General features: G+C 67.4%; 20 protein-coding genes. 14 read left to right on the forward strand and 6 right to left on the reverse strand.

Annotated features, from left to right (window positions below):
- Window positions 1-29: 29 nt before the first annotated feature.
- On the reverse strand, window positions 30-1,052 hold the full coding sequence (locus tag AC57B5_RS25025; RefSeq protein WP_496400550.1) for a tripartite tricarboxylate transporter substrate binding protein: 1,023 nt from the start codon (window positions 1,050-1,052) through the stop codon (window positions 30-32).
- Window positions 1,053-1,231: 179 nt separating this feature from the next.
- Between AC57B5_RS25025 and AC57B5_RS25030 the strand changes: the two genes are divergently transcribed.
- The 3 genes from AC57B5_RS25030 to lolD all read left to right on the forward strand — a co-directional run bounded on the left by AC57B5_RS25030 (window position 1,232) and on the right by lolD (window position 3,726).
- Window positions 1,232-1,702 (forward strand): MarR family winged helix-turn-helix transcriptional regulator, encoded by a 471-nt coding sequence (locus tag AC57B5_RS25030; protein WP_034396824.1) that lies wholly within the window; start codon window positions 1,232-1,234, stop codon window positions 1,700-1,702.
- Between the two features lie 61 nt (window positions 1,703-1,763).
- Window positions 1,764-3,017 carry a lipoprotein-releasing ABC transporter permease subunit gene (locus AC57B5_RS25035; protein ID WP_063328596.1) on the forward strand — a complete coding sequence of 418 codons (1,254 nt, stop codon included), beginning with the start codon at window positions 1,764-1,766 and terminating at the stop codon, window positions 3,015-3,017.
- Complete coding sequence (gene lolD / locus AC57B5_RS25040; RefSeq protein ID WP_013800885.1) at window positions 3,010-3,726, forward strand: lipoprotein-releasing ABC transporter ATP-binding protein LolD; 717 nt, start codon at window positions 3,010-3,012, stop codon at window positions 3,724-3,726. The genes AC57B5_RS25035 and lolD overlap by 8 nt, the downstream gene beginning before the upstream one ends.
- A gap of 21 nt (window positions 3,727-3,747) precedes the next feature.
- Here the strand turns inward: lolD and AC57B5_RS25045 are convergent, their stop codons facing one another.
- Window positions 3,748-5,214 carry a methyl-accepting chemotaxis protein gene (locus tag AC57B5_RS25045; RefSeq protein WP_496400551.1) on the reverse strand — a complete coding sequence of 489 codons (1,467 nt, stop codon included), beginning with the start codon at window positions 5,212-5,214 and terminating at the stop codon, window positions 3,748-3,750.
- A gap of 214 nt (window positions 5,215-5,428) precedes the next feature.
- Here AC57B5_RS25045 and AC57B5_RS25050 point away from each other — a divergent pair, with 214 nt between their 5' ends.
- The 9 genes from AC57B5_RS25050 to AC57B5_RS25090 all read left to right on the forward strand — a co-directional run bounded on the left by AC57B5_RS25050 (window position 5,429) and on the right by AC57B5_RS25090 (window position 17,173).
- The gene (locus AC57B5_RS25050) at window positions 5,429-6,250 is read left to right on the forward strand and encodes a TatD family hydrolase (protein WP_199960318.1); all 822 of its coding nucleotides are present in this window, start codon (window positions 5,429-5,431) and stop codon (window positions 6,248-6,250) included.
- A 75-nt stretch (window positions 6,251-6,325) separates the two neighbouring features.
- Window positions 6,326-6,871 carry a DNA-deoxyinosine glycosylase gene (locus AC57B5_RS25055; protein WP_141834973.1) on the forward strand — a complete coding sequence of 182 codons (546 nt, stop codon included), beginning with the start codon at window positions 6,326-6,328 and terminating at the stop codon, window positions 6,869-6,871.
- A 20-nt stretch (window positions 6,872-6,891) separates the two neighbouring features.
- Window positions 6,892-7,701: a class I SAM-dependent methyltransferase gene (locus tag AC57B5_RS25060; protein WP_063328195.1), complete on the forward strand. Its 810-nt coding sequence runs from the start codon at window positions 6,892-6,894 to the stop codon at window positions 7,699-7,701.
- Window positions 7,702-7,785: 84 nt separating this feature from the next.
- Window positions 7,786-9,588 carry a type IV pilus assembly ATPase TfpB gene (tfpB, locus tag AC57B5_RS25065; RefSeq protein ID WP_496400552.1) on the forward strand — a complete coding sequence of 601 codons (1,803 nt, stop codon included), beginning with the start codon at window positions 7,786-7,788 and terminating at the stop codon, window positions 9,586-9,588.
- 207 nt (window positions 9,589-9,795) lie between these two features.
- Window positions 9,796-10,284: a tripartite tricarboxylate transporter TctB family protein gene (locus AC57B5_RS25070; protein WP_013800891.1), complete on the forward strand. Its 489-nt coding sequence runs from the start codon at window positions 9,796-9,798 to the stop codon at window positions 10,282-10,284.
- A 15-nt stretch (window positions 10,285-10,299) separates the two neighbouring features.
- Window positions 10,300-11,811 carry a tripartite tricarboxylate transporter permease gene (locus AC57B5_RS25075; RefSeq protein ID WP_012207191.1) on the forward strand — a complete coding sequence of 504 codons (1,512 nt, stop codon included), beginning with the start codon at window positions 10,300-10,302 and terminating at the stop codon, window positions 11,809-11,811.
- 153 nt (window positions 11,812-11,964) lie between these two features.
- A complete protein-coding gene (locus tag AC57B5_RS25080; RefSeq protein WP_496400553.1) occupies window positions 11,965-13,281 on the forward strand; it encodes a DUF3422 family protein in 1,317 nt (438 codons plus the stop codon).
- 157 nt (window positions 13,282-13,438) lie between these two features.
- Window positions 13,439-14,236, forward strand: a complete 798-nt coding sequence (locus AC57B5_RS25085) for an SDR family oxidoreductase (protein WP_013800893.1) — start codon at window positions 13,439-13,441, stop codon at window positions 14,234-14,236.
- Between the two features lie 186 nt (window positions 14,237-14,422).
- Complete coding sequence (locus AC57B5_RS25090) at window positions 14,423-17,173, forward strand: bifunctional diguanylate cyclase/phosphodiesterase (protein WP_496400554.1); 2,751 nt, start codon at window positions 14,423-14,425, stop codon at window positions 17,171-17,173.
- On the opposite strand, the gene AC57B5_RS25095 is transcribed toward AC57B5_RS25090, so the two are convergent.
- Entirely contained in the window at window positions 17,148-18,050 is a 903-nt protein-coding gene (locus AC57B5_RS25095; RefSeq protein WP_012207187.1) for a DMT family transporter, read from the reverse strand. The two genes, AC57B5_RS25090 and AC57B5_RS25095, sit on opposite strands and share 26 nt — an antisense overlap.
- Before the next feature lie 136 nt (window positions 18,051-18,186).
- Here AC57B5_RS25095 and AC57B5_RS25100 point away from each other — a divergent pair, with 136 nt between their 5' ends.
- A complete protein-coding gene (locus AC57B5_RS25100) occupies window positions 18,187-19,167 on the forward strand; it encodes a quinone oxidoreductase family protein (protein ID WP_313234478.1) in 981 nt (326 codons plus the stop codon).
- On the forward strand, window positions 19,164-19,997 hold the full coding sequence (locus tag AC57B5_RS25105; protein ID WP_496400555.1) for an NUDIX hydrolase: 834 nt from the start codon (window positions 19,164-19,166) through the stop codon (window positions 19,995-19,997). The genes AC57B5_RS25100 and AC57B5_RS25105 overlap by 4 nt, the downstream gene beginning before the upstream one ends.
- A gap of 6 nt (window positions 19,998-20,003) precedes the next feature.
- On the opposite strand, the gene AC57B5_RS25110 is transcribed toward AC57B5_RS25105, so the two are convergent.
- From AC57B5_RS25110 to ileS, 3 genes are all read right to left on the reverse strand, one after another.
- The gene (locus AC57B5_RS25110; protein ID WP_013800898.1) at window positions 20,004-21,668 is read right to left on the reverse strand and encodes a Na/Pi cotransporter family protein; all 1,665 of its coding nucleotides are present in this window, start codon (window positions 21,666-21,668) and stop codon (window positions 20,004-20,006) included.
- Window positions 21,669-21,931: 263 nt separating this feature from the next.
- On the reverse strand, window positions 21,932-22,447 hold the full coding sequence (gene lspA, locus AC57B5_RS25115) for a signal peptidase II (protein ID WP_013800899.1): 516 nt from the start codon (window positions 22,445-22,447) through the stop codon (window positions 21,932-21,934).
- Between the two features lie 20 nt (window positions 22,448-22,467).
- Window positions 22,468-25,323: an isoleucine--tRNA ligase gene (gene ileS, locus AC57B5_RS25120; protein WP_496400556.1), complete on the reverse strand. Its 2,856-nt coding sequence runs from the start codon at window positions 25,321-25,323 to the stop codon at window positions 22,468-22,470.
- Between the last annotated feature and the right edge of the window lie 13 nt (window positions 25,324-25,336).

Consider the following 25,336-nt stretch of genomic DNA (forward strand, 5'->3'; position numbering starts at 1 on the left):
GCAGGGTTGTGGGCGGGAAGCGGCGGCGCTCATTCCATCTTCATTCTGGTGGACTGGATCACGGTCCGGTAGCGGTCGGCCAGCGCCTGTATGCGTTCGGCGGCGGCCGGGCCGGTCAGGCCTTCGTAGAACAGGTCGTTGGCGCGCATGCGCTCGCGCAGGGCCGGATCCTTCATGGCCTTTTCCAGCGCGGACTGGATTCTTGCGACCAGGGGCTCGGGCGTGGCGGCAGGCACCCACAGGGCGAACAGCACTTCCTGCTCCAGGTCCTTGTGGCCCAGCTCGCCCACGGTGGGCACGCCGGGCACCAGCGGGTTGCGCTGGCGCGTGGTCACGGCCAGCGGCACGACCTTGCCGGCCGCCACCTGGCCCAGCATGGCCGAGGAGCTGATGATGCCGCCGTCCACCTCGCCCGCCAGCACGGCCGTGCTGGCCGGGGCGTTGCCCTTGTAGGGCACGTGGCTGACCTTGGCGCCCGTGGCATGGGTCAGGATGGCCGAGGCCAGGTGGCCCGGCGTGCCGTAGCCGGCCGAGCCCAGCGTCAGGCCGCTTCTCTTGCCCTGGGCGATGAACTGGTCCAGGGTCCTGAGGCCGGTGCGCGGGTTGACGGCCACCATCATTCCCTGCGAGGCAATCATCATCACGGGACGCAGGTCCGTGCCCTTGAACGGCATGCTCTTGTAGATGAAGGGATTGACGGTGAAGGTCGTGTCTATGCCGACCAGCAGCGTATAGCCGTCGCCGGGCGCCTTGGCCGCGTTGTCGGTGCCGATGTTGCCGCCCGCGCCGGGCCGGTTGTCCACGACGAAGGGCTGTTTGAGTTCACGCTGCAGTACCTCGCCCAGGCTGCGCGCCAGGATGTCGGCGGCGCCGGCGGGCGCGAAGGCGACGACGATGCGCACGGGTTTGGCGGGCCAGGCCGAGGCATCGGCGGCCGCATCGGCCCGGGCGCCAGCGCCGGAGCCCAGGCCCAGCAGAAGGGCCAGGCCGGCCCGCAGCAGCGGGCTGCGCAAGGCATGGGTGGCATGGGTGGCTTGGAACAGGGAAAACATGGTGGCGAACTTTCTGCGCTGCGGGGGCGCCGGGCTTTGCGAGAATCCCCAGGCCGGCTCCGGACGGTGGCTCCCGTTGTCTCCTTTCCGGACGGGGCCACTGTAGAAGTCCCCGCAGCAATTGATCTAATCAACTGTTCCCCGTGAATACCCGTCCCGCTCCCACCTCCATCCAGCAGATGCTGCTGTTTCGCATCAACCGCTACTTCGGTGCAGCGGGCGGCGTGGCCATGCGCATGTGCGAGGCGCATTTCGGCATCACGCGCCGCGAGTGGGGCGTGATGGCCACGGTGGCTGCCAACGAGGGCCTGCTGTCGTCGGAGCTGGCCGAACGCGCGCAGCTGGACCGCGCACGCACCTCGCGCGCCCTCAGCGGGCTGGAGGAAAAGGGCTGGGTGCAGCGCAGCCCCATGCCCGGCGACCGCCGCCGCGTGGCCGTGTCGCTGACGGCCGAGGGGCGGCGCATGTACGGCCTGATCCTGCCGCGCATGGCCCAGATCCACCTGGACCTGGTGTCCGTGCTCAGCGACGAGGAGCTCGCACAATTCGATACCTTGCTGGCCAGGCTGCAGCGCCATGCGCTGACGCTGGAGGCAGAGGGCCGCTACGACGCCCTGCCGCGTGTGGACCGCGGACGGCACCGGCGCTGACACGCCGACGGCAAAGCCTGCCGCCATGCAGGGCCTGTGGGCGATGACACAATGCATGCCCATGCAATTTCCCTACGAACTGGCCGTCGGCTGGCGCTACACCCGGGCGGGGCGTGCCACGCGCCGCAACGGCTTCATCTCGTTCATCTCCGGCGTCTCCATGCTGGGCATCGCCCTCGGTGTGGCGGCGCTGATCATCGTGCTCAGCGTGATGAACGGCTTCCAGAAGGAAGTGCGCGACCGCATGCTCAGCGTGGTCTCGCACATCGAGATCTTCGCGCCCCAGGGCGCGGCGCTGCCCGATCTGGAGCGCACCATGCGCGAGGCGCGCGCCAACCCCGATGTGCTGGGCGCCGCCCCCTTCGTCGCGGCCCAGGCGCTGCTGGCGCGTGGCGAGGACATGAAGGGCACCCTGGTGCGCGGCATCGACCCGGCGCGCGAGGGCGAGGTCACCGACGTGGCCGCCACCAATGCCGAGGTGCTCAAGCGCCTGGTGCCCGGCGAATTCAACGTGGTGCTGGGTGTGGAGCTGGCGCGCTCGCTGGGCGTGCGCCAGGGCGACATGGTCACGCTGATCGCCCCGGGCGGCCAGGTCACGCCGGCCGGCGTGGTGCCGCGCCTCAAGCAGATGCATGTGGTCGGCACCTTCGACTCCGGCCACTACGAATACGACTCGGCCCTGGTGATGATGCATTACGAGGACGCGCAGCGCCTGTTCCGCCTGGAAGGGCCGACTGGCATCCGCCTGAAGCTCAAGGACCTGCACGAAGCGCCGCGCGTGGCCATGGAACTGGCCCACACCATCACCGACCGCCTGCTGATCCGCGACTGGACCCAGCAGAACCGCACCTGGTTCGCGGCCGTGCAGCTGGAAAAACGCATGATGTTCATCATCCTCACGCTCATCGTGGCCGTGGCCGCGTTCAACCTCGTGTCCACGCTGGTGATGACGGTGACCGACAAGCGCGCCGACATCGCCATCCTGCGCACGCTGGGTGCCTCGCCGTCCAGCATCATGGGCATCTTCATGGTGCAGGGCGCCATGGTGGGCGTCATCGGCACCTTCGCGGGCCTGCTGCTGGGCCTGGGCATCGCCTTCAACATCGATGTCATCGTGCCGGCCATCGAGCGCCTGCTGCACGCCAACTTCCTGCCCAAGGACATCTACCTGATCAGCAAGATGCCCAGCGATCCGCAGTACAGCGACATCATGCCCATCGCCGTGATCTCCCTGGTCCTGGCCTTTGTCGCCACCATCTATCCCAGCTGGCGCGCCAGCCGCGTGAACCCCGCCGAGGCGCTGCGCTATGAATGAAGTGAATGTGATGCCCGGTTTCGAAGTGTCCCAGCAGGGCGCCGTGGTCCTGGATGCGCGCGGCCTGACCAAGCGCTTTGCCGAAGGACGGCTCAACGTGCAGGTGCTGGCAGGTGTCGACCTGCAGGTGCGTGCGGGCGAGACGCTGGCCATTGTCGGCGCCTCGGGTTCGGGCAAGAGCACGCTGCTGCACCTGCTGGGCGGGCTGGACGCCCCCACCAGCGGCAGCGTCACCCTCAAGGGCGAGCCCCTGCATGAACTCAGCGCCCAGAAGCAGGGCGCGCTGCGCAACCGGCACCTGGGCTTCATCTACCAGTTCCACCATCTGCTGCCCGAATTCAGCGCCCAGGACAACGTGGCCATGCCGCTGCGCATACGCCGCGACGACAGGGCCGAGTGCATGGAGCGCGCCGCGCGCATGCTGGCGGCCGTGGGCCTGGGCGAACGCATGCTGCACCGTCCGGCTGAACTGTCGGGGGGCGAGCGCCAGCGCGTGGCCATTGCCCGCGCCCTGGTCACCCAGCCGGCCTGCGTGCTGGCCGACGAGCCCACGGGCAACCTGGACCGCAGCACGGCCGACACCGTGTTCCGCCTGATGCTGGAGCTGGCGCGCAGCCATGGCACGGCCTTCGTCATGGTCACCCACGATGAGCAGCTGGCGGCGCGCTGCGACCGCATGGTGCGCCTGGTGCAGGGCCAACTGGCCTGACCGGCAGGCCTGGGTGTGGCCTCAGGCCATGCGCAGCAAGGTGCCCGGCAGGCGCTGGGCGCCTACGGGAAGCACGGCCGCTGCCGGGGCCGACTTGATCTGCGGCGCAGCGGGAACGATGGATGCCGGCAGCGGCTTGCGCTGCGCCTGGTCCCTGGATGCATCCGCGACGGCCGCGCTCTGCGCCGTCAGGTCGGCCGTCACCTCGCGCAGGCGTGCCGACTGGGCCATGGACGCCTGCACCACATCGCCCATGATGGCCGTGACCTGGTGCGAGGAGTCCACGATCTCCTGCATGGTGCCGCCGGCCTGGCGCACCTGATTGGCGCCCAGTGCCACCTGCTCCACCGAGGTGTGGATGAGCTGCTTGATTTCCTTGGCGGCGGCGGCGCTGTTCTGTGCAAGTGCCCGTACCTCGCCCGCCACCACGGCAAAGCCCCGGCCCTGCTCGCCTGCGCGGGCCGCCTCCACGGCAGCGTTGAGCGCGAGGATATTGGTCTGGAAGGCGATGCCGTCCATCACGCCGATGATGTCGCTGATCTTGCGCGAGCTGGCGCTGATGGACTCCATGGTGCCCATGACCTCGTGCACCGTGCGCCCGCCCTGCTCGGCCACCAGGCAAGCCTGGCGGGCCAGTTCGTTGGCCTGGCCTGCGTGCTCGGCGCTTTCGCTCAGGCCCTGCATGGCCTCGCCCAGGGTCTGCGCAGCCGTGAAGCGGCGCGTGATATCGCGGGCGTACTTGACCACCTTGAACGGCCGGCCATCGGCGTCGAGGATGGGGTTGTAGCTGGCCTCGATCCAGACCTGGCGGCCGTGCTTGCCGATGCGCAGGTACTGGCCCGCATCGTGCTGGCCGCTGGCCAGCTTGCGCCAGAACTGCGCGTATTCGGGGCTGTGGCGTTCATGGGGCTGGACGAACATGCTGTGGTGCCGTCCCGTGACCTCATCCAGCGTGTAGCCCATGGCCTGCAGGAACAGGCGGTTGGCATGCAGGATGTTGCCCTGCAGGTCGAACTCGATGATGGCCTGCACCTTGGAGATGGCGGCCAGCTGGCCTTCGGCGTCGGCGTTGCGGCGCTGCTGCTCGGTGATGTCGGTAGCGTACTTCACCACCTTGAAGGGCCTGCCATGGCGATCGAAGATGGGGTTGTAGCTGGCCTGCAGCCAGACATCGCGCCCGTCCTTGGCAATGCGGCGGTAGCGCCCCGCGTCGTGGATGCCGCTGCCCAGGCGCTGCCAGAACGCCGTGTATTCGGGCGACTCGCTCATCTGGTGGTCCACGAACATGCGGTGGTGCTGGCCGATGACCTCGCCTTCCTCATAGCCCATGGTGTCCAGGAAGTTCTGGTTGGCGGCCAGCACATGGCCTTGCAGGTCGAACTCGATCACGGCCTGGGACTTGTGGATGGCTGCCAACTGCCCATCCAGTTCCGCCTGGCGGCGTGCGCCACCCAGGTCCAGGATCCGACTCCATGCTGAGCGCTTCATGGGAAATTCCTCTCTCCAAAGAATGCCTGCCGGTGTTGCGAGAGCTCGACGCGGGGATGTAAATGTTTCTTTATGTATTTATATGGACCGCCAAGTGTTTCGGGTATTGATTTTGTCAAATGGAGCCAGCTCGCAATAAGCCCAGGGTTTGCCCTTGGTTTACGCATTGCCTGCCTCTGGCGGGCTGGGTGCAGGCCGGTGGCATGATGCGGCCATGCCCGCCTGGATAGACACCCATTGCCACCTCGACGCCCCTGAATTCGATGCCGACCGCGATGCCGTGCGCGCGCAGGCGGCCGAGGCCGGCGTTGCACATCTGGTGATTCCGGCCGTGGCGCGCGAGCACTGGGACACGGTGGTGGCGCTGGCGCGGCGCCATGGCGACAGCTATGCGCTGGGCATCCATCCGCTGTACACGCCCAATGCCCGCGAGCAGGACATTGCCGCATTGCGCGAGACGCTGGCGCGGCTGCGCGGCGATGCGCAACTGGTGGCCGTGGGCGAGATCGGCCTGGACTTCTTCGTGCCCGGGCTGGATGCGGACCGGCAGATCTGGTTCTACGAGCAGCAGATCGCGCTGGCGCGCGAGTTCGACCTGCCCGTCATCCTGCATGTGCGCAAATCCAGCGACCGGCTGCTCAAGACCCTGCGCGCGCGGCCTGTGGCGGGCGGCATTGCCCATGCCTTCAACGGCAGCGTGCAGCAGGCCCAGGCCTTCATCGACCTGGGCTTCAAGCTGGGCTTTGGCGGGGCCGTGACCTATGACCGGGCGCTCAAGCTGCGCGAGCTGGCAGCCGCCCTGCCGCTGGATGCGCTGGTGCTGGAAACCGATGCCCCCGACATTCCGCCGCACTGGCTCTACACCACGGCCGGGCAGCGTGCCCAGGGCCAGGCCCAGGGCCGCAACACGCCGGCCGAGCTGGCACGCATTGCGGACGTGATTGCGCAGTTGCGCGGCATCACGCCCCAGGCCCTGGCCGAGGCCACGGGCCGCAACGCGCGTGCCGCGCTGCGAGGCCTGCCCGCCATGGCCTGAACCAGGCTTGCGCGGAACCTGAACCTGAGCGGTCTTGCCGCCCGCTGCCAGCAGCCCGGCGACCGCTGGGCGACAATGCCGGCCATGTCCTTGACCGTTCCCGACCTGCCGCCCCCCGGCGCCCCGCGCTGGCAGGGCCTGGCGCCGGTGGCCGATGCGCGGACCCGGGCCCTGGTGCTGGGCAGCTTTCCGGGCCTGCGATCGCTGCAATTGCAGCAGTACTATGCCCATCCGCAAAACCAGTTCTGGCCCTTGCTCCAGGCCCTGTGGCCCGGGCATCCGCAGCCCGGCCGAGACGACTATGCGGGCCGCTGCGAATGGCTGCTGGCCCGCGGCCTGGGCCTGTGGGACGTGTATGCCAGCTGCGAGCGCGAAGGCAGCCTGGACAGCGCCATCCGCGCGGCCGAGGTGAATGATTTCGTGGCGCTGCGCACGCATTGCCCGCAGCTGACGCTGGCCCTGCACAACGGTGGCGAGAGCTACAAGCATGCCGGCCGCACGCAGGCGCTGGGCCTGGCCGCCGTGAAGCTGCCATCGACCAGCCCGGCCAACGCGAGCTGGAGTTTCGCGCGCAAGGTCCAGGCCTGGCGCGAGGCGCTGGCTGCCCATCAATTGCTCTGATTTTTTTGACTGTTCCCGACGTGATACGCAAGACCCGCGGCGCCGCCAAGGCAGCCCCATCCTCTTCCTCCAGCGCCACCAACGCCGCAGACATCGAGCTGCCCGAAGTCAGCGTCTCCGACGATGGCGATGTGCGCCACCTGCACCTGGGCACGCCCTGGATCCAGGGCTCCATGCGCATACGCGAGCCGTTCGAGATCGAGCTCGAATACGTGCAGCGCATGATGGGCTGGCTGCTGTTCATGGAGCCCGCCAGCGTGGCCGGCCGCCATGCCATGCAGCTGGGCCTGGGCGCCGCGGCCATCACCAAGTTCTGCCACAAGAAGCTGCGCATGCGCACCACGGCCATCGAGCTGAACCCGCAGGTGCTTGCCGTGTGCCGCAGCTGGTTCAAGCTGCCGCCCGACAGCGACACGCTGCGCGTGGTCCTGGCCGATGCGGCCCAGGAAATCCGCAAGAGCCAGTGGCTGGGCACGGTCGATGCGCTGGCCGTTGATCTCTATGACCACGATGCGGCCGCGCCCGTGCTGGACAGCGCCGAGTTCTATGCCGACTGCCGCAATCTGCTGACCGAGGACGGCATCATGACCGTCAACCTGTTCGGCCGCACCTCCAGCTACGAGCGCAGCCTGGCGCGCATGGCCGAAGCCTTTGGCGAAGAGGCCATGTGGGCCTTCCGCCCCACGCGCGAGGGCAACACCGTGGTGCTGGCCCAGCGCACGCCGCGCGCGCTCGACCCAGCCGCGCTGCAGGCTGCCAGCGCCCAGGTGCAGGCCCGCTGGGACCTGCCCACGACGCGCTGGCCCAAGATCTTCGTGCGGCCCTGGTAGAACGGCCCTGGTAGAGCGGCGCTGGCCGGGCAGGGCGGCCGGCAGGCTTACCATAGGGCGCAGTTCAGCTTCCGGCCCAACGCCATGTCCGATCCGACCTCCACCACGCAGCCCAAACTCGCCGTTGTTCCAAGCAATCCTTCGGGGCCCCTGGACTGGCGCAGGCTGGTGCAGTGGCTGCTGGCCGATGGCGTGATCACGGCCGAAGAGGCCCAGCGCACCGTGGCGCGCTGCTCGCAGGCCGAGAGCACCCAGCACCCGCTGGTCCGGCTGGCCAACGTGGGCGTGGCCCGCGCCGGTGACGGGCGCGCGCTGGACATCGAGGAGCTGACCCAGTACCTGGCAACCCGCAGCGGCATGGCCTACCTGCGCATCGACCCGCTGCGCGTGGACGCGGGCCGCGTCGGCGAAATCATGAGCGCCAGCTATGCCGAGCGCCACAAGGTGCTGCCCGTGCAGGTATCGCCGCAGGAAGTGGTGGTGGCCACGGCCGAGCCCTTCATCGACGACTGGGTGGCCGAGGTCGAGCGCCAGGCGCGCCGCAAGGTGCGCCGCGTGCTGGCCAGTCCGCTGGACCTCAAGCGCTACACGGGCGAATTCTTTGCGCTGGCCAAATCGGTGCGCGCAGCCGAGAAGGCGGGCGGCGCAGCCAGCGCGGCCAGCTTCGAGCAGCTGGTGGAGCTGGGCAACAGCAGCAAGCAGCTCGACGCCAACGACCAGGGCGTGGTGCGCGTGGTGGACTGGCTGTGGCAATACGCCTTCGACCAGCGCGCCAGCGACATCCACATGGAGCCCCGGCGCGAGCAGGGCGTGATCCGTTTTCGCATCGACGGCGTGCTCCACCCGGTCTACCAGGTGCCCATGGGCGTGCTCAATGCCATGGTCTCGCGCGTGAAGCTGCTGGGGCGCATGGACGTGGTGGAAAAGCGCCGCCCGCAGGATGGCCGCATCAAGACCCGCAACCCGCGCGGTGACGAGGTGGAAATGCGCCTGTCCACGCTGCCCACGGCCTTTGGCGAGAAGCTGGTGATGCGGATCTTCGATCCCGACAACACGGTCAAGGACCTGGATGCACTGGGCTTCACCAGCCATGACGCCCAGCGCTGGAACGAGCTGGTGCGCCGCCCGCACGGCATCATCCTCGTGACCGGGCCCACGGGCTCGGGCAAGACCACCACGCTGTACTCCACGCTCAAGCGCGTGGCCACGGAGGCGGTCAATGTCAGCACCGTGGAAGACCCGATCGAAATGATCGAGCCCAGCTTCAACCAGACCCAGGTGCAGCCGCAGCTGGACTTCGGCTTCACCGAGGGACTGCGCTCGCTGATGCGCCAGGACCCGGACATCATCATGGTGGGCGAAATCCGCGACCTGGCCACCGCCGAAATGGCCGTGCAGGCCGCGCTGACCGGCCACCTGGTGTTCTCCACGCTGCACACCAACGATGCGCCCAGCGCCGTGAGCCGGCTGATGGAGCTGGGCGTGCCGCCCTACCTGATCAATGCCACGCTGCTCGGTGTGCTGGCCCAGCGCCTGGTGCGCACGCTGTGCCCGCAGTGCAAGCAGCGCGACGAGGAGACCTCGGCCGCCACGCTGGCCGAGGCCGTGCGGCCCTGGAAACTGTCAGGCAGCTACCAGCCCTACAAGCCCGTGGGCTGCGTGGAGTGCCGCATGACGGGCTTTCGCGGGCGCATGGGGCTGTACGAGCTGCTGACCGTGAGCGAGGCGCTCAAGCAGCAGGTCCACACCTCGCCTTCCATGGATGCGCTGCGCCGCCAGGCCGTGCAGGATGGCATGCGCCCGCTGCGCCTGGCAGGTGCCCTGCGCGTGGCCGAAGGCGTGACCACGCTGGACGAGGTCATGGCCAGCACGCCCTTGCTGGGATGATGGGCAGGCGATTGGTGGGTTGAAGCGTGAGTGCCCGCTCTGGCGCAGGCCTTTGCCATGGATGGATCGGGTGCCCCCTGCTGGCACCCTTTTTCATTCATGCGGGTAGGACATGAGGGTATGCCCTTTGTAGGTGGAATCCACATCCAGACACAGTTTTTCTGAACGCAAAATCGCCGGGTCGTGATTCCGTAAGGAGACATTCTCGTGAAAATCAAGAGTCAGAAAGACTTTTTTTCGGGCGTGATGTTTTTGGTTATCGGCCTCGCTTTTGCGATCGGCGCTACCAACTACACCGTCGGCACCGGTGCCCGCATGGGCCCGGGCTACTTCCCGCTGATCCTGGGTGTGCTGATGTCCATTCTGGGCACGGCCATCTGCTTCACCGGCCTGACCAAGGGTCCTTCGGGCGGTGACAAGATCGGCAAGTGGGCGTGGAAGCAAGTGTTCTTCGTCCTGGCTGCGAACTTCGCGTTCGGCGTACTGCTGGTCGGCGTTCCCAATCTGGGCATTCCCCAGTTCGGTCTGATCGTCGCCATCTACGCGCTGGTGTTCATCGCCAGCCTGGGCGGTCATAGCTTCAAGTTCAAGGAAGTGGCAATTCTGTCCACCGTCCTTGCTGTGGGCAGCTATGTGGCCTTCGTGTGGGCACTGAATCTTCAGTTCCCCGTCTGGCCCAGCTTCATCACCGGTTAAGCAGGAGCATCGTCCGTGGAACTTTTTCAGAACCTGGCGACCGGCTTCGGCGTCGCCTTCACTTTCCAGAACCTGATCTACTGCTTCGTCGGCTGTCTGCTCGGTACGCTCATCGGCGTGCTTCCAGGCATCGGCCCCGTGGCAACGATCGCCATGCTGCTGCCAGCAACCTACGCCCTGCCTCCGGTGGCGGCGCTGATCATGCTGGCCGGTATCTACTACGGTGCGCAGTACGGTGGCTCGACCACCGCCATTTTGGTGAACCTGCCTGGTGAATCCTCGTCCGTGGTGACCGTGATCGACGGCTACCAGATGGCAAGAAAGGGGCGAGCGGGACCCGCTCTCGCTGCCGCAGGCATAGGCTCGTTCTTCGCAGGTTGCGTGGGCACCGTGATCCTGGCCGCCTTCGCGCCTCCGCTGACGGAAGTCGCCTTCAAGTTCGGCCCTGCCGAGTACTTCTCGCTGATGACCCTGGGCCTGATCGGCGCCGTGGTGCTGGCTTCGGGCTCGCTGCTCAAGGCCATTGCCATGATCGTGCTGGGCCTGCTGCTGGGCATGGTCGGCACCGACGTGAACTCCGGCGTTGCCCGCTACAGCTTCGACATTCCCGAGCTGACCGACGGTATCGACTTCGTCGTGATCGCCATGGGTGTGTTCGGCTACGGCGAAATCATTGCCAACCTGTCCAAGCCTGAAGACGAGCGCGAAGTGTTCGCCGCCAAGGTGACGGGCCTGATGCCCACGAAGGAAGACTTCAAGCACATGATTCCGGCCATGCTGCGCGGCACGGCCCTGGGTTCTGCCCTGGGTATCCTGCCCGGTGGCGGTGCCATGCTGTCGGCCTTTGCTGCCTACACGATCGAGAAGAAGACCAAGCTCAAGCCGGGCGAAGTCCCCTTCGGTCAAGGCAACATCCGCGGCGTGTGCGCTCCCGAGTCGGCCAACAACGCCGGTTCGCAGACCTCCTTCATCCCGCTGCTGACGCTGGGCATTCCGCCCAACGCCGTGATGGCGCTGATGGTGGGCGCGATGACCATCCACAACATCCAGCCGGGCCCGCAGGTGATGACCAGCAACCCCGAGCTGTTCTGGGGCCTGATCGCCTCGATGTGGATCGGCAACCTGATGCTGATCGTGCTGAACCTGCCGCTGATCGGCATCTGGATCAAGCTGCTGACCGTGCCCTACCGCTGGCTGTTCCCGTCCATCGTGCTGTTCTGCGCGATCGGCGTGTACGGTACCAACAACAACACCTGGGACGTGTGGATGGTGGGTATCTTCGGCTTCGTGGGCTATGTGTTCCACAAGCTGGGCACCGAACCGGCTCCCTTGCTGCTGGGCTTCATCCTGGGCCCGATGATGGAAGAGAACCTGCGCCGTGCGCTGCTGCTGTCGCGTGGCGACTGGAGCGTGTTCGTGACCCGTCCGATCTCGGCCGGCCTGCTGCTCGCCGCCGTGGTGCTGCTGGTGGTGGTGCTGATGCCTGCAGTGAAGAACAAGCGCGAAGAAGCATTCGTAGAGGATTGATCGCCTCAGCGTTGCAACCATGTTGCTTGACGGCCCTTCGGGGCCGTTTTTTTTTGGTCAACAAGCGATCCCGGTGGAAAGCTGTTGATCCCGGATGCCTGGGAGCCGACGCGCCCGTGACTGCACAATAGCGCGCAGTCTTTCGAGGTCACGATGTCCCCACTACTGTCATCCCAGCACCCGCAGCGCGTGCTGCTGCACAACGAGATCCACGCCCGCCCGGCCGAGGAGATGCAGGCGCCGCTGGCCATCACCCATGTGGTGATGCTCACCGATGCGGCCCAGCGCGAGGCCAGCCGCGCCCATGTGGCCACCCTGCTGCGCAACCACCACCTGCCGCCGCCCGATGCGGCGACCACCCATGTGTTGATCGACCTGGGCGCCTTTCACCTGCGCTGGGAACTGCACACGGAGTTCGTCTGCTGGACCTTCAGCAAGCCCATGTCGCAGGCCGGCATGGACGATGTGCGCGAGCCCGAGGCCGCCATCGACTACGTGCCGCGCGACTGGCTGGTTGCCTTGCCCGGCCAGTGCCTGAGCGGCCTGCACCTGTGGGCCTTGCAGGAGCAGGCAATCAATGAGCCGCATCTGGTGCGCCACCTGCTGCAGGAAGACACGCTGGTGGGTGCGCGCGTGGCCGGCGATGCGGGCAAGGTCTACACCGACTTCGCCATCCATGCCGATGGCTTCTCGCGCATGCTGCTGCTGGCCGGCGAGTCATTGTCGCCACGCCGCCTGGGGCGGCTGGTGCAGCGGCTGCTGGAGATCGAGACCTACCGCATGGCGGCCCTGCTGGGCCTGCCGGCAGCCCGCCAGGCCGCTGCCGTACTGGCCACGGCCGAGCGGGATCTGGCGGCCCTGGCCCATTCCATCCGTCTTGCCGACCGCGATGCCGAGCCGGCACTGCTGGATCGGCTGACACGCCTGGCCGGGCAGGTGGAGAGCGAATACGCCACCACGCATTCGCGCTTTTCCGCCAGCGCGGCCTATTTCGAACTGGTGGACAAGCGCATTCAGGACATCCAGGAATCGCGCATCGACGGCATACAGACCATCCGCGAGTTCATGGACCGGCGCCTGACGCCGGCGCGCAGCACCTGTGAATGGGCAGCGCGGCGGCAGAACGCGCTGTCCGAGCGCGTCTCGCGCGTCAGCAGCCTGCTGCGCACGCGGGTGGAGATCGAGCAGCAGCAAAGCAGCCAGCAGTTGCTGGGCGCCATGAACCAGCGCCAGGACATGCAGTTGAAGTTGCAGTCCACGGTGGAAGGCCTGTCCGTGGCCGCCATCACCTACTACTTCACGGGCCTGATCAGCTACCTGGCCAAGGGCGCCAAGACGCTGGGCTGGCCCTGGTCGCCGGAGAGCACGGCCGCCGTCGCCATTCCCGTGGTGGCACTGGGCGTATGGTGGTCGCTGCGCAGGCTGCACCACAGATTGTTCCGTGGCCAGCACGGGTCCGGCACGCACTGAAGGGAGCTCCCGCAGCCCCGTCCATGCGCCTGTGTTCCCCTGCACCGGCGTTTTCGCGTTTTCACACGTTTGGCGTGAAAGCATCGAAGCCTCGCGCACAATGTGCGCTGCCGTTCTGCAAGGATCGAGCAAGGCTTTTTTTGTTCAGGAGTGAGACATGGATCTGGGAATCGCGGGCAAGTGGGCCCTGGTATGTGGCGCTAGCAAGGGCCTGGGCTTTGGCTGTGCCAAGGCGCTGGCGCAAGAGGGCGTGAACCTGGTGATCAATGCGCGCAATCCCGAGGCCCTGCAGGAGGCTGCGGCCAGCCTCGCCGCCCTGGCGCCGCAGGTGAAGGTGCTGGCCGTGGCGGCCGACATCACCACCGAGGAAGGCCGCGCCGCCGTGCTGTCGGCAGCCGGTGGCCCGGGCGTGGATTTCGACATTGTCGTCACCAATGCCGGCGGCCCGCCGCCCGGTGATTTCCGCGACTGGGACCGCGCGGCCTGGCTCAAGGCCGTGGACGCCAACATGCTCACGCCCATCGAGCTGATCAAGGCCACGGTGGACGGCATGGCGGCGCGCGGATTCGGCCGCATCGTCAACATCACCTCCAGCGCCGTGAAGGCGCCCATCGACATCCTGGGCCTGTCCAATGGCGCGCGCAGCGGCCTCACGGGCTTTGTGGCGGGCCTGGCGCGCAGCGGCATCGCGGCCAAGGGCGTGACCATCAACAACCTGCTGCCTGGCAAGTTCGACACCGATCGCCTGCGCACCACCTTCACGGCCGCCGCCAACAAGAGCGGCAAGAGCCTGGACGATGTGCGCCTGGTGCAGCAATCCCAGGTGCCGGCCCGCCGCTTCGGCACGCCCGATGAATTCGGCGCCATCTGCGCCTTCCTGTGCAGCGCGCACGCAGGCTACATGACGGGTCAGAACATCCTGCCCGACGGCGGCCTGTACGCAGGAACCTTCTGATGCGCCGGTGCACTGCCTCCATGAACGGGTCCAGGGCCGGCAAGGCCCGGGAAATGGTCCCTTGCATGGTTGCGCAGTGCCGAGCGGTCCATGGGCAGGTGCAGCCTTGACAGTCCCGTTCCTGCATCGTGGCCAGCGGCCTTGCCGCAGCCTGCCCATTCCAAACGCCATGCAGGGAGCCCGGAGATGACGGGCCAGCCCCATCAGACGGACTGGGCTGCGGCCGACCCCGTCCGCACGCCCGGCCCGGCAGCGGCCGCAAGCCCTGCGCGCATGCGCCATACCCTGGCGCTGATGCTGGTGCTGTTGACGGTGGCCCTGGCGGCCGCCATGGTCTGGCTGCTCAGCGGCATGCGGACCACGGCGCAGGAAGAAGCTTCGCTGCGCCTGGTGCGCTTTGTGCTGGGCACCGAGGCGGCCATCAGCCGCAGCCTGGAATCCCTGGACGCCCTGGCGCTGGGCGTGGACGAACTGCGGGGTTCGCGCAACCCCGCATCGGCATCGCAGCCGCAACTGCAGGAAATGCTGCACACCATGGTGCGGCAGAACACGCTGGCGCAGCGCGCCTCGGTGCACGATATCCAGGGCCGGGAACTGGCCGCTTCGGGCGATGGCCCGGTCATCGACCTGCCTGCGCAGGCCTGGGAGCGCCTGGCGGGCCAAAGCCGCTCCGAATTGCTGGCAAGTCCACCCTCCGTCGCGCCGCAGGTGCCGGGTGGCGAACGCATGCTGTACCTTGTGCGGCCCCTGAGCCGGGCAGAGCAGGGCGGCTATGTGCTGATGCAGGTGCCGGCTGCGGCGCTGGGCGCCGTGCTGGCCCAGGGCGGCGTGCTGGACGGCCTGGAGGTCACGCTGGAGCAGGGCAGCGGCGAGCTGCTGCTGTCCATGCCCCAGTATGGCGATGTCGCCGCTGTGCGGCTGCTGCCGACGACGTCGCAGCTGCCGTCCAGCGGCGTCATGCACATGGCCGCACGCCTGAGCCGCGTGCCTGCCCTGGTGGCTGCGCATCCGCTGCCCAAGGGACATCTGTGGGTCACGGCCAGCCTGCCCATGTCCTCCGTGCTGGCCGGCTGGCGCGTGGCTGCCTGGCTGATGGTGCTGGCCGTGATGATCTTCGGCGTGCTGCTGGCCGTGCTGGGCTGGACCGTGCACCGCTACATGGACCGCCTGCATGCCGCGCGGCGCCAGGCCCAGCGGTCCGAGCAGTGGCTGGACCAGGCGCTGGACAGCATGGTCAGCGGCTTTCTGCTGCTGGATTCGCAGCAGCGCGTGCTGCGCTGGAACCGCTGCTACGAGGAAATGTTCCCCTGGCACGCGGACCAGCTGGAGCCTGGGCGGCCCCTGCAATCGCTGCTCGATTCCTGCCCCAGCGCCGTGGGTCTGGCGGCGGCGCCGGCGCAGGCCGACGAGGCCAAGGACCTGCACCGCCAACTGGTGCTGCGGCCTGGCGTACCCTTTGAGCAGCAACTGCCCAGCGGCCGCTTTGTCCAGATGACGGCACGGCTGGCCGCCGAGGACGGCGTGGTCATCACCTACAACGATGTCACCGATATCCGGCTGGCCACGGCCGAGATCGAGAGCCTGGCCTTCTACGATCCGCTGACCAGCCTGCCCAATCGCCGCCTGCTGCTGGACCGCCTGGCCCAGGCCACGGTGCTGGCCGCACGCGAAGGCTGGACCGGGGCGCTGCTGTTCCTGGACCTGGACCAGTTCAAGATGCTCAACGACACGCTGGGCCACGAAGTGGGCGACCAGCTGCTGCAGCAGGTGGCGCACCGCCTGCGCAGCGCCGTGCGATCTTCGGACACGGTGGCGCGCCTTGGGGGGGATGAGTTCGTGGTCATGCTCTGCGAGCTGTCGCACGAGCCTGCCGAGGCGGCCACGCTGGCCCAGCGCATTGGCGAGAAGATCCTGGCGCGGCTCAACCAGTCCTATGTGCTGGGCGCCCACCTGCACCGCAGCGCCTGCAGCATTGGCGCCACGCTGTTCGGCCGCCAGCCGCAGTCGGCGGCCGAGCTGCTCAAGCAGGCCGACATCGCCATGTACCAGATCAAGGCGCGCAACGGCAGCGGCCTGTGCTTCTTCGATCCGCAGATGCAGGTGGAAATCCACCAGCGCGTGCGCATGGAAGGCGACCTGCGCCAGGCCCTGGCGCAGTCCCAGTTCGAGCTGCACTACCAGCCCCAGTTCACGCTGGCCGGCGAGGTCATAGGCGCCGAAGCCCTGCTGCGCTGGCGCCACCCCGAACGCGGCCTGGTGCCGCCCGGCATGTTCATTGCCGTGGCCGAGGAAAGCGAGATCATCGTGCCGCTGGGCATGTGGGTGATCCGCACGGCCTGCGAGCAACTGGCGATCTGGCAAAAGGATGCGCGGCTGCGCCATCTGCAGGTGGCCGTGAATGTCAGTGCCCGCCAGTTCCGGCACCAGGACTTTGCCTCCCAGGTCATCGAGCAGGTGCGCAATGCCGGCATTGCGCCCCATCTGCTCAAGCTGGAGCTGACCGAGTCGCTGGTGATCGAGAACGTGCAGGAGTCCATCGACAAGATGAAGCAGCTGCGCAGCCATGGCGTGTGCTTTTCCATGGACGACTTCGGCACCGGTCACTCCTCGCTGACCTATCTCACCCAGCTGCCGCTGAACCAGCTCAAGATCGACCAGTCCTTCGTGCGCCACCTGGGCTTGCGCCATACCGATGACGTGATCGTGCAGACCATCATCGGCATGGCGCGCAACCTGAACCTGGATGTGATCGCCGAAGGCGTGGAGACCCTGGAGCAGCGCGCCCTGCTCGCGCACTACGGCTGCGAATACTTCCAGGGCTACCTGTTCAGCCCGCCCGTGCCCATACGTGCGTTCGAGCAGCTGCTGGCCAAGGTGCCCGTGCGCACCGTGGCGCATGGCCTGCCAAAGGCTATGCCCGGCGCGAAGACACCATGATGCCGCCCACGATGAGCGCGAAGGCCAGCCCGTGGTACAGCTGCGGCGTCTGGCCCAGCAGCGGAATGGACAGCAGGGCGGTGAACAGGGGCATCAGATTGCCGAAGAAGCCCGCCACCGCAGGGCTGCTGCGCTGCACGCCCAGGCCCCAGAAGCGATAGGCCAGGATGGCCGGCCCGACGGCGATGAACAGCAGGGCGCCCAGCAGCGGCCACCCTGCCTGAAGGTGAAACCGTCCCGATGCGGCCTCCAGTCCCGTGAACAGGCCGGACCACATCAGGCCGAAGACCATCTGTGCCAGCAGAAAGCCCGACCAGTCCGCGCGCAGCTGTCCTGACACGCTGGTCCTGGACAGCAGCCACGTATAGAAGGCCCACAGGATCGTGGCCAGCACCATGAACAGGTCGCCCGGCACCAGCTGCAGCTGGCGCAGCACCTGCGGATCGCCGCGCGACAGCACCACGGCCACGCCCAGCACCGACAGCGCAGCCCCCAGCAACTGGCGGCGGCTCACGGCAATGCCCCAGCAGATGCGGCCGACGGCCAGCATCCACACCGGCATGCTGGAGCCGACCAGGGTGGCGTTCAGCGGGGTCGATGTTTTCAGCGCCAGGTACAGCAGGGCGTTGTAGCAGCCGATGCCCAGCAATCCCAGCAGCGCGAACTGGCGCCACTGCGGCCAGACGGCGCTGTCCCGGCGCAGCACCCATCCGGCCAGCGGCAGCAGCAGCATGAAGGCAATGGCCCAGCGCAGGAAATTCAACGCGAAGGGCGAGATCAGGTCATGGACCATGCGGCCCACGATGGCATTGCCGGCCCACAGCAGCGGCGGCAGCGTCAGGATGGCGGCGGTGGAAGGCTTCAGCGGCTGGCTCATCGGGATCATCCGGCTTTCGGGCTCGCCACTATAGGCGTTGCGCGCTCTTTGCGCCGACCATGCGTTGCCGTCTTCCGCGAGGCGGGCCGAAACATGGCACGATGCCGCTCTTGTCGCTTTTTGCAGGAGTGCTCCCATGGGTATTGCAGTGCAGATCCGCCACAACGGCGGCCCCGAAGTCCTGGAGCTGGTGCAGGTCGCCGTGGGCGAGCCCGGACCAGGCGAGGTACGCATACGCCACCATGCGGTGGGCCTGAACTTCATCGATGTGTACCAGCGCTCCGGCCTGTACTCGCTGCCCATGCCCCTGAGCCTGGGCATGGAAGGCGCAGGCGTGGTCGAGGCCGTGGGGGCCGGCGTGGAGCACCTGGGCGTGGGCGACCGCGTGGCCTATGCCAGCAATCCTCCGGGCAGCTACAGCGAAGTGCGCGTCATGCCCGCCATGTGCGTGTGCCGCCTGCCCGATGCCATTGCGTTCGAGACGGCTGCCGCCATGATGCTCAAGGGCCTGACCGCCCAGTACCTGCTCAAGAAATGCATTCCGGTCGAGGGCCTGGAACCGGGTGATGCCGTGCTGTTCCATGCGGCGGCCGGTGGCGTGGGTCTGATCGCCTGCCAATGGGCCAGGGCCCTGGGCCTGCAACTCATCGCCACTGCGGGCTCGGACGAGAAGTGCGCGCTGGCCCTGGCCAACGGTGCAGCCCATGCCATCAACTACCGCAGCGAGAACTTCGCCGAGCGCGTGCAGGAGATCACGGGCGGCCAGGGTGTGAAGGTGGTCTACGACAGCGTGGGCAAGGACACCTGGGAAGGCTCGCTGGCCTGCCTGCGGCGCTTCGGCCTGTTGGTGAGCTTCGGCAACGCCTCGGGCCCCGTGGCGCCTTTCGCTCCTGCCGTGCTCGCGGCCAAGTCGCTGTATGTGACGCGCCAGACTCTGTTCTCCCACATTACCAGCCGCGAGGCCACCCAGGCGATGGCCGACGATCTGTTCGCCGTGGTGGAAAGCGGTGCCGTGAAGATCCATATCGACCAGCGCTATCCGCTGGCCGAGGTGCGCCAGGCCCACCTGGACCTGGAGGCACGCAAGACCACGGGCTCGACCATCCTGCTGCCATGAGTGTGCAAAAGCGCCTGACTGATCCGGCTGACCCGGCCGTGCAGGCCTGGCTGTGCCGCCTGCGCGCCGACACGCGCCAGCCCGCGCTGCAGCCGCGCCGGCCATTGCTGGTGGTGGGGCAGGAGACAGGTTCGCTGGAAGACGGCCTGGCCGCGCTGCTGCCGGACGATGTGATGCGTGCCCACGGCGTGGCACTGTGCCTGCAGGCCGGCCAATGGCATCTGCAAGGCCAGGGCGATGCCACGGTCCTGCTCAACGCCCTGGCCCGGGTGCTGCGTGCCACGGGCCACAGCGGCCCCTGGCGCGACGAGCAACTGGCCGTGTGCAACGTCCAGGGCCAGCGCATTGCCACCGTGGAGCGCGGCGCCGTGCGCCCGCTGGGTATTGCCACCCAGGCCGTGCACCTGGTGGGCGAGACGGCCGATGGCCGCATCTGGGTGCAGCAGCGCGCCGACAACAAGCCCACCAACCCCGGCATGTGGGACACGCTGATGGGCGGCATGGTGGCCGCGTGCGATACCGTGGCCGAGGCCGTGGAGCGCGAAACCTGGGAAGAGGCCGGCCTGCGCGTGGCCGAGCTGCAGGGCCTGCGCCATGGCGGCCATGTGCTGTTCGAGCGCCCCAGCGACGAGGCCGAGGGCCGGGGCTTCATGCGCGAGCGCATCGACTGGTTCAGCGCCACCGTACCGCCGGCGCTGGAGCCCGGCAACCAGGATGGCGAGGTCCAGGCCTTTGCGCTGATCGAGCGCGACCAGCTCGTCGAATGGCTGCTGCAGGGCCGCTTCACGCCCGAGGCTGCCCAGGTGCTGGCGGCCTGGCTGGGCTGGTGAAACGCTTCAGCGCGCCGTCTTGTTCAGTGCCGATTCCTTGAGCCGGCTGGGCGCCAGGGCGCCGGCCGATTCGAGGATGGGGTAGGCCACCGAGCACAGCAGCGAGTTGATGCGCTTGAGGTCGCTGATCAGGTCGATGTGCAGCGAGCTGGTCTCTATGCTGGAGACGGTGTTGTCGGACAGGCGCGCCAGGTGGGTGGCCGAGTAGGCCAGCTCCAGGTCGCGGAAACGCGCCTTTTCCTCCAGCAGCTTCTGCGCTTCGCGCACGTTGCCGTTGAGGAACACGCTCATTGCCAGGCGCAGGTTGTCCAGCAGGTGGTGCAGCAGCTCGCGGATCTCCTGCGTGCCGGCCTCGGAGAACTGGCGGCCCTTCTTGATCTTCTTGTCCTCGATGTCCAGCAGCACGCGCTCGATGATGTCGCCGATCTGCTCCATGTTGATGGTGAAGCTGATGATTTCCGTCCAGCGCTGGCCCTCGCGCTCATCCAGTTCGGCGCGCGAGATCTTGGTCATGTAGTACTTGATGGCCGAGTACAGATCGTCCACCGTGCCTTCAAGCTCGCGCAGCTCCTGGGACAGCTTGAGGTCGTCTGTCTCCAGCACCCGCTGCATACCGATCAGCATGGACTCGACCATGTCGGCCTGGTGCAGGGCCTCGCGCGCGGCGCAGGAAATGGCCAGCGACGGCGTGCTCAGCGCCGAGGGGTCGAGGTGGCGGGGCCGCAGCAGGCTGGTGGAGCTGGCCTCGGGCTTGGGCAGCAGGGCCGTCACCCAGCGCGCCACGGTCTGCGTGAGGCCGATGAAGCACAGGCTGTTGAAGATATTGAAGGCCAGGTGGAACAGCACGATGTTCTGGCCCTTGCCGTCGATCATCGGCATCACGTAGGTGGCCCACAGCCCCAGGAAGGGCGCGACGATGGCCACCCCCATGATCTTGAACAGCATGTTGCCGATGGTGACCTGGCGCACTTCGGTGCTGGACTTGGCCGTGGTCAGCACGGCCACCAGGCCGCTGCCGATATTGGCGCCCAGCGTCAGGCCCAGCGCCACTTCCATGGGAATCGCACCCGAGCTGGCCATGGCCGCGATCAGCAGCACGATGGCCAGGCTGGAATAGGCCATCACGGCCAGCAGCGCACCCAGCAGCAACTCCATGAAGATATCGCTGGTGACCGAGCCCAGCAGGGTGCGCACGGCGGGGGCTTCCAGCAGCGGTTCGGTGGCCTCGACCACCAGGCGCAGCGCCAGCAGCATCACGCCCAGGCCGATCAGCACGCGGCCTATGCGCCCGGCCGTGGTGTCCTGGCGCGTGATGAACAGCACCACGCCCACGAAGATGAACAGCGGCGACAGCCAGGACAGGTCGGTGGAGAACAGCACGGCCATCAGCGCCGTGCCCACGTCGGCGCCGCGCATCACGGCCAGCGCGGCCGGCAGCGAGATCAGGCCCTGGCCCACGAAGGCCGAGGTCATCAGCGAGGTGGCCGTGCTCGACTGCACCAGCGCAGTCACGCCCAGGCCCGACAGCGCAGCCGAGAAACGGTTGCTCATGCTGTGGGCGAGCAGGTCGCGCAGGTTGGCGCCGAACACCCGCAGCACGCCGGTGCGGACCATGTGCGTGCCCCAGACCAGCAGGGCGATGGCGGCCAATAGATTGAGTAAGTGCTTCATGTGCTGTGAGCGGAGAAGCGGACCAATATAACCCCGGTCCCGGCTTGCGCGCAGGAGAGTCGGCCGCATGAGCGCACAGTTTGGTGCGAAATAAAGAAAATTGTAGAAATAAAACGAATCAAAAAGAATTTCGGTTGACCAAAAACGCACTCAGGAAAACCCGAGGAGAAAGCCCGTCGGCACGCAGTTGGCGGCAGCCCCCATGAAAAAGCCCCTCGCAGGAGGGGCTAGGCTGGCTGTCGTGGCGTGCGCCGCGGCGGGGATCAGGTTCTTTTGGCCCGCCGTGCGCGCAGCACCTCGTCCAGGATCAGCAGGCCCGCGCCCACGCTGATGGCGATGTCGGCGGCATTGAAGGCCGGAAAGTGCGAACGGCCCCAGTAGAAGTCCAGGAAGTCCACCACGTAGCCGTGCTGCAGGCGATCCACCACGTTGCCGATGGCGCCGCCCAGGATGCTGGCCAGCGAGAAGCAAAACAGCTTCTGCCCCGGATGCTTGCGCAACTGCCAGACGATGAGCAGCGTGGCCGCCACGCCGATGCCCACGAACAGCCAGCGCTGCCAGCCGCCCGCTCCGGCCAGGAACGAGAAGGCCGCGCCCGTGTTGTGGGCCCGCACGATGTTGAAGAAGCCCGTGATCGGCGTCCAGTCGCCCAGCTGGTAGGCACCAAGGATCCACTGCTTGGTGAGCTGGTCGATGGCGATGATCGCCAGCGACCAGGCCAGCCAGGGCCAGATGCGGCTGTTGCGGGATTCGGGGACCGCAGCAAAGGTAGGGGTCATGGCAGCGCCTCAGGGGTTGATTACGCCTTGTGGCGCTCTTCGCCAGCACCGTGCAGGTTGCTGTCGCAACGGCCGCACAGGCTGGGGTGCTCGGGGTTGATGCCCACGTCGGCGCGGTAGTGCCAGCAGCGGTCGCATTTTGCGTGGCTGCTGGGTGTGACGGCGGCCTGCAGCGCTTCGCCTGCCAGGGCCTCGGCCGCCGAGGTGATGAAGACGAACTTCAGGTCGTCGCCCAGGCTTTGCAGCAGGGCCAGGTCTTCGGGCTGGGCCGAGACACTGACTTCGGCCTGCAGCGAGGAGCCGACCCGGCCTTCGGTGCGCACGGCCTCGATGTCCTTGTTCACCACGTCGCGGATCTCGCGCAGGCGAGCCCACTTGGCCAGCAGGGCCTCGTCACCGGCCGGCAGGTCGGTGTAGGTCTCCAGGAAGATGGACTCGCTGTCGCCGAAGACCTTCCAGGCCTCCTCGGCCGTGAAGGACAGGAAGGGCGCCATCCAGCGCAGCATGGCATGCGTGATCTGGTGCAGGGCGGTCTGGGCGCTGCGGCGGGCCAGGCTCTTGGGCGCGCTGGTGTACAGGCGGTCCTTGAGCACGTCCAAGTAGAAGCCGCCCAGGTCTTCCGAGCAGAACAGCTGCAGCTTGGCCACCACGGGGTGGAATTCATAGACCTTGTAGTGGGCCAGCAGCTCGGCCTGGAACTGGGCCGCGCGGGCCAGGGCCCAGCGGTCGATCTCCAGCAGATCTTCGGTGGGAACCGAGTCCTGCGCAGCATCGAAGTCGCTGACGTTGGCCAGCAGGAAGCGCAGCGTGTTGCGGATGCGGCGGTAGGCGTCCACCACGCGGGCGAGGATCTTGTCGTCGATGCCCAGGTCGCCCGAGTAGTCGGTCGAGGCCACCCACAGGCGGATGATCTCGGCGCCCATCTTGTTGCTCACGTCCTGCGGGGCGACGGTGTTGCCCAGCGACTTGGACATTTTCTTGCCCTGGCCGTCCACGGTGAAGCCGTGGGTCAGCAGGCCGCGGTAGGGCGCGCGACCGAAGATGGCCGAGGCCAGCAGCAGCGACGAATGGAACCAGCCGCGGTGCTGGTCATGGCCTTCCAGGTAGAGGTCGGCCTCGGGGCCCTGGTCGTGGTGCATGTCGGCGTGCGTGCCGCGCATCACGTGCCAGAAGGTGGAGCCGGAGTCGAACCAGACTTCGAGGATGTCGGTGCTCTTGGTGTAGTGCACGGCCTCCTCGGCGCCCAGGATGTCCTCGGCCGTCACGCGGCTCCAGGCCTCGATGCCACCCTGCTCGACCATGGCGGCCGCCTGGTCGATGATCTCCATGGTGCGCGGGTGCAGCTCGCCGCTGTCCTTGTGCAGGAAGAAGGGCAGGGGCACGCCCCAGCTGCGCTGGCGCGAGATGCACCAGTCGGGGCGGCCGGCGATCATGTCGCGCAGGCGGGTCTTGCCGTTCTCCGGGTAGAACTGGGTGTGCTCGATGGCTTCCAGCGCGATCTGGCGCAGCGTCTGCGCGGGCTTGTCGCCGGGCTTGGTGAACACGCCCTCGCCCTCGTCCATGCGGATGAACCACTGGGCTGCGGCGCGGTAGATCACGGGCGTCTTGTGGCGCCAGCAGTGCGGGTAGCTGTGGGTGATGGTCTTGGTGTCCATCAGGCGGCCGGCCAGCTTGAGCGCGTCGATGATGACGGGCGTGGCCTTCCAGATGTGCTGGCCGCCGAACAGCGGCAGCTCGGGTGCGTAGACGCCGTTGCCCTGCACGGGGCTCAGGATGTCTTCGCGCGTCATGCCGTTGTTCATGCAGCTGTTGAAGTCGTCCACGCCATAGGCGGGGGCCGAGTGCACGATGCCGGTGCCGTCATCGGCCGTGGCGTAGTCGGCAAGGAACACGGGCGAGACGCGGTCGAAGCCCTTGTCCATATCGGCCAGCGGGTGCTTGAACTGCAGGTGGTCCAGCTTCCTGCCCACGGCGGTGGCGACGACCTGGCCTTCGAGCTTCCAGCGTGCCAGGCACTTCTCGACCAGGGCCGAGGCCACGATCAGCAGGCCGCGCTCGGTGTCCACCAGGCTGTATTCCAGCTCGGGGTTGACGTTGAGCGCCTGGTTGGCGGGGATGGTCCAGGCCGTCGTCGTCCAGATGACGATGAAGGCTGGCTTGGCCAGCGAGGGCAGGCCGAAGGCGGCCGCCAGCCTGTCGGGCTCGGCCGTGGGGAACATCACGTCCAGCGTCTGGCTTTGCTTGTCGGCGTATTCGATCTCGAACTCGGCCAGCGAGGAGCCGCAGTCAAAGCACCAGTACACGGGCTTGAGGCCGCGGTAGACGAAGCCGCGCTCCATGACGCGCTTGAGGGCGCGCAGCTCGGCGGCCTCGTTGGCGTAGTTCATGGTCTTGTAGGGATGGTCCCAGTCGCCGAGCACGCCCAGGCGCTTGAAGTCCACCATCTGCTGGGCGATCTGCTCGGTGGCGAAGGCGCGGCTCTTGGCCTGCATCTCGTCGCGCGGCAGGTTGCGGCCATGCAGCTTTTCGATGGCGTTCTCGATGGGCAGGCCGTGGCAGTCCCAGCCCGGCACGTACAGCGCGTCGAAGCCTTCGAGCTGGCGGCTCTTGACGATCATGTCCTTGAGCGCCTTGTTCACCGCATGGCCGATGTGGATCTTGCCGTTGGCGTAGGGCGGGCCGTCATGCAGGATGAACTTGGGCGCGCCGTGGCGCGCGTCGCGCAGCTTCTTGTAGAGCCCCTTGTCCTCCCATTCCTGGACCCAGCCCGGCTCGCGCTTGGGCAGGTCGCCGCGCATGGGGAAGGGCGTGTCGGGCATGTTCAGCGTGGCGCGATAGCCCGCATTGGCGTTGGGAGAGACTTTCGAATCAGACATGGAGAACCTTGAA

Source organism: Delftia sp. BGA-UO-ETr-SB1 (assembly GCF_059567865.1).

What these genes read in the sequence shown, in the direction of transcription:
- AC57B5_RS25025 (WP_496400550.1), bottom strand. Translation starts at nt 1,052, where the DNA reads ATGTTTTCCCTGTTCCAAGCCACCCATGCCACCCATGCCTTGCGCAGC.
- AC57B5_RS25030 (WP_034396824.1), top strand. Translation starts at nt 1,232, where the DNA reads ATGCTGCTGTTTCGCATCAACCGCTACTTCGGTGCAGCGGGCGGCGTG.
- AC57B5_RS25035 (WP_063328596.1), top strand. Translation starts at nt 1,764, where the DNA reads ATGCAATTTCCCTACGAACTGGCCGTCGGCTGGCGCTACACCCGGGCG.
- lolD (WP_013800885.1), top strand. Translation starts at nt 3,010, where the DNA reads ATGAATGAAGTGAATGTGATGCCCGGTTTCGAAGTGTCCCAGCAGGGC.
- AC57B5_RS25045 (WP_496400551.1), bottom strand. Translation starts at nt 5,214, where the DNA reads ATGAAGCGCTCAGCATGGAGTCGGATCCTGGACCTGGGTGGCGCACGC.
- AC57B5_RS25050 (WP_199960318.1), top strand. Translation starts at nt 5,429, where the DNA reads ATGCCCGCCTGGATAGACACCCATTGCCACCTCGACGCCCCTGAATTC.
- AC57B5_RS25055 (WP_141834973.1), top strand. Translation starts at nt 6,326, where the DNA reads ATGCCGGCCATGTCCTTGACCGTTCCCGACCTGCCGCCCCCCGGCGCC.
- tfpB (WP_496400552.1), top strand. Translation starts at nt 7,786, where the DNA reads ATGTCCGATCCGACCTCCACCACGCAGCCCAAACTCGCCGTTGTTCCA.
- AC57B5_RS25080 (WP_496400553.1), top strand. Translation starts at nt 11,965, where the DNA reads ATGTCCCCACTACTGTCATCCCAGCACCCGCAGCGCGTGCTGCTGCAC.
- AC57B5_RS25085 (WP_013800893.1), top strand. Translation starts at nt 13,439, where the DNA reads ATGGATCTGGGAATCGCGGGCAAGTGGGCCCTGGTATGTGGCGCTAGC.
- AC57B5_RS25090 (WP_496400554.1), top strand. Translation starts at nt 14,423, where the DNA reads ATGACGGGCCAGCCCCATCAGACGGACTGGGCTGCGGCCGACCCCGTC.
- AC57B5_RS25095 (WP_012207187.1), bottom strand. Translation starts at nt 18,050, where the DNA reads ATGAGCCAGCCGCTGAAGCCTTCCACCGCCGCCATCCTGACGCTGCCG.
- AC57B5_RS25100 (WP_313234478.1), top strand. Translation starts at nt 18,187, where the DNA reads ATGGGTATTGCAGTGCAGATCCGCCACAACGGCGGCCCCGAAGTCCTG.
- AC57B5_RS25105 (WP_496400555.1), top strand. Translation starts at nt 19,164, where the DNA reads ATGAGTGTGCAAAAGCGCCTGACTGATCCGGCTGACCCGGCCGTGCAG.
- AC57B5_RS25110 (WP_013800898.1), bottom strand. Translation starts at nt 21,668, where the DNA reads ATGAAGCACTTACTCAATCTATTGGCCGCCATCGCCCTGCTGGTCTGG.
- lspA (WP_013800899.1), bottom strand. Translation starts at nt 22,447, where the DNA reads ATGACCCCTACCTTTGCTGCGGTCCCCGAATCCCGCAACAGCCGCATC.
- ileS (WP_496400556.1), bottom strand. Translation starts at nt 25,323, where the DNA reads ATGTCTGATTCGAAAGTCTCTCCCAACGCCAATGCGGGCTATCGCGCC.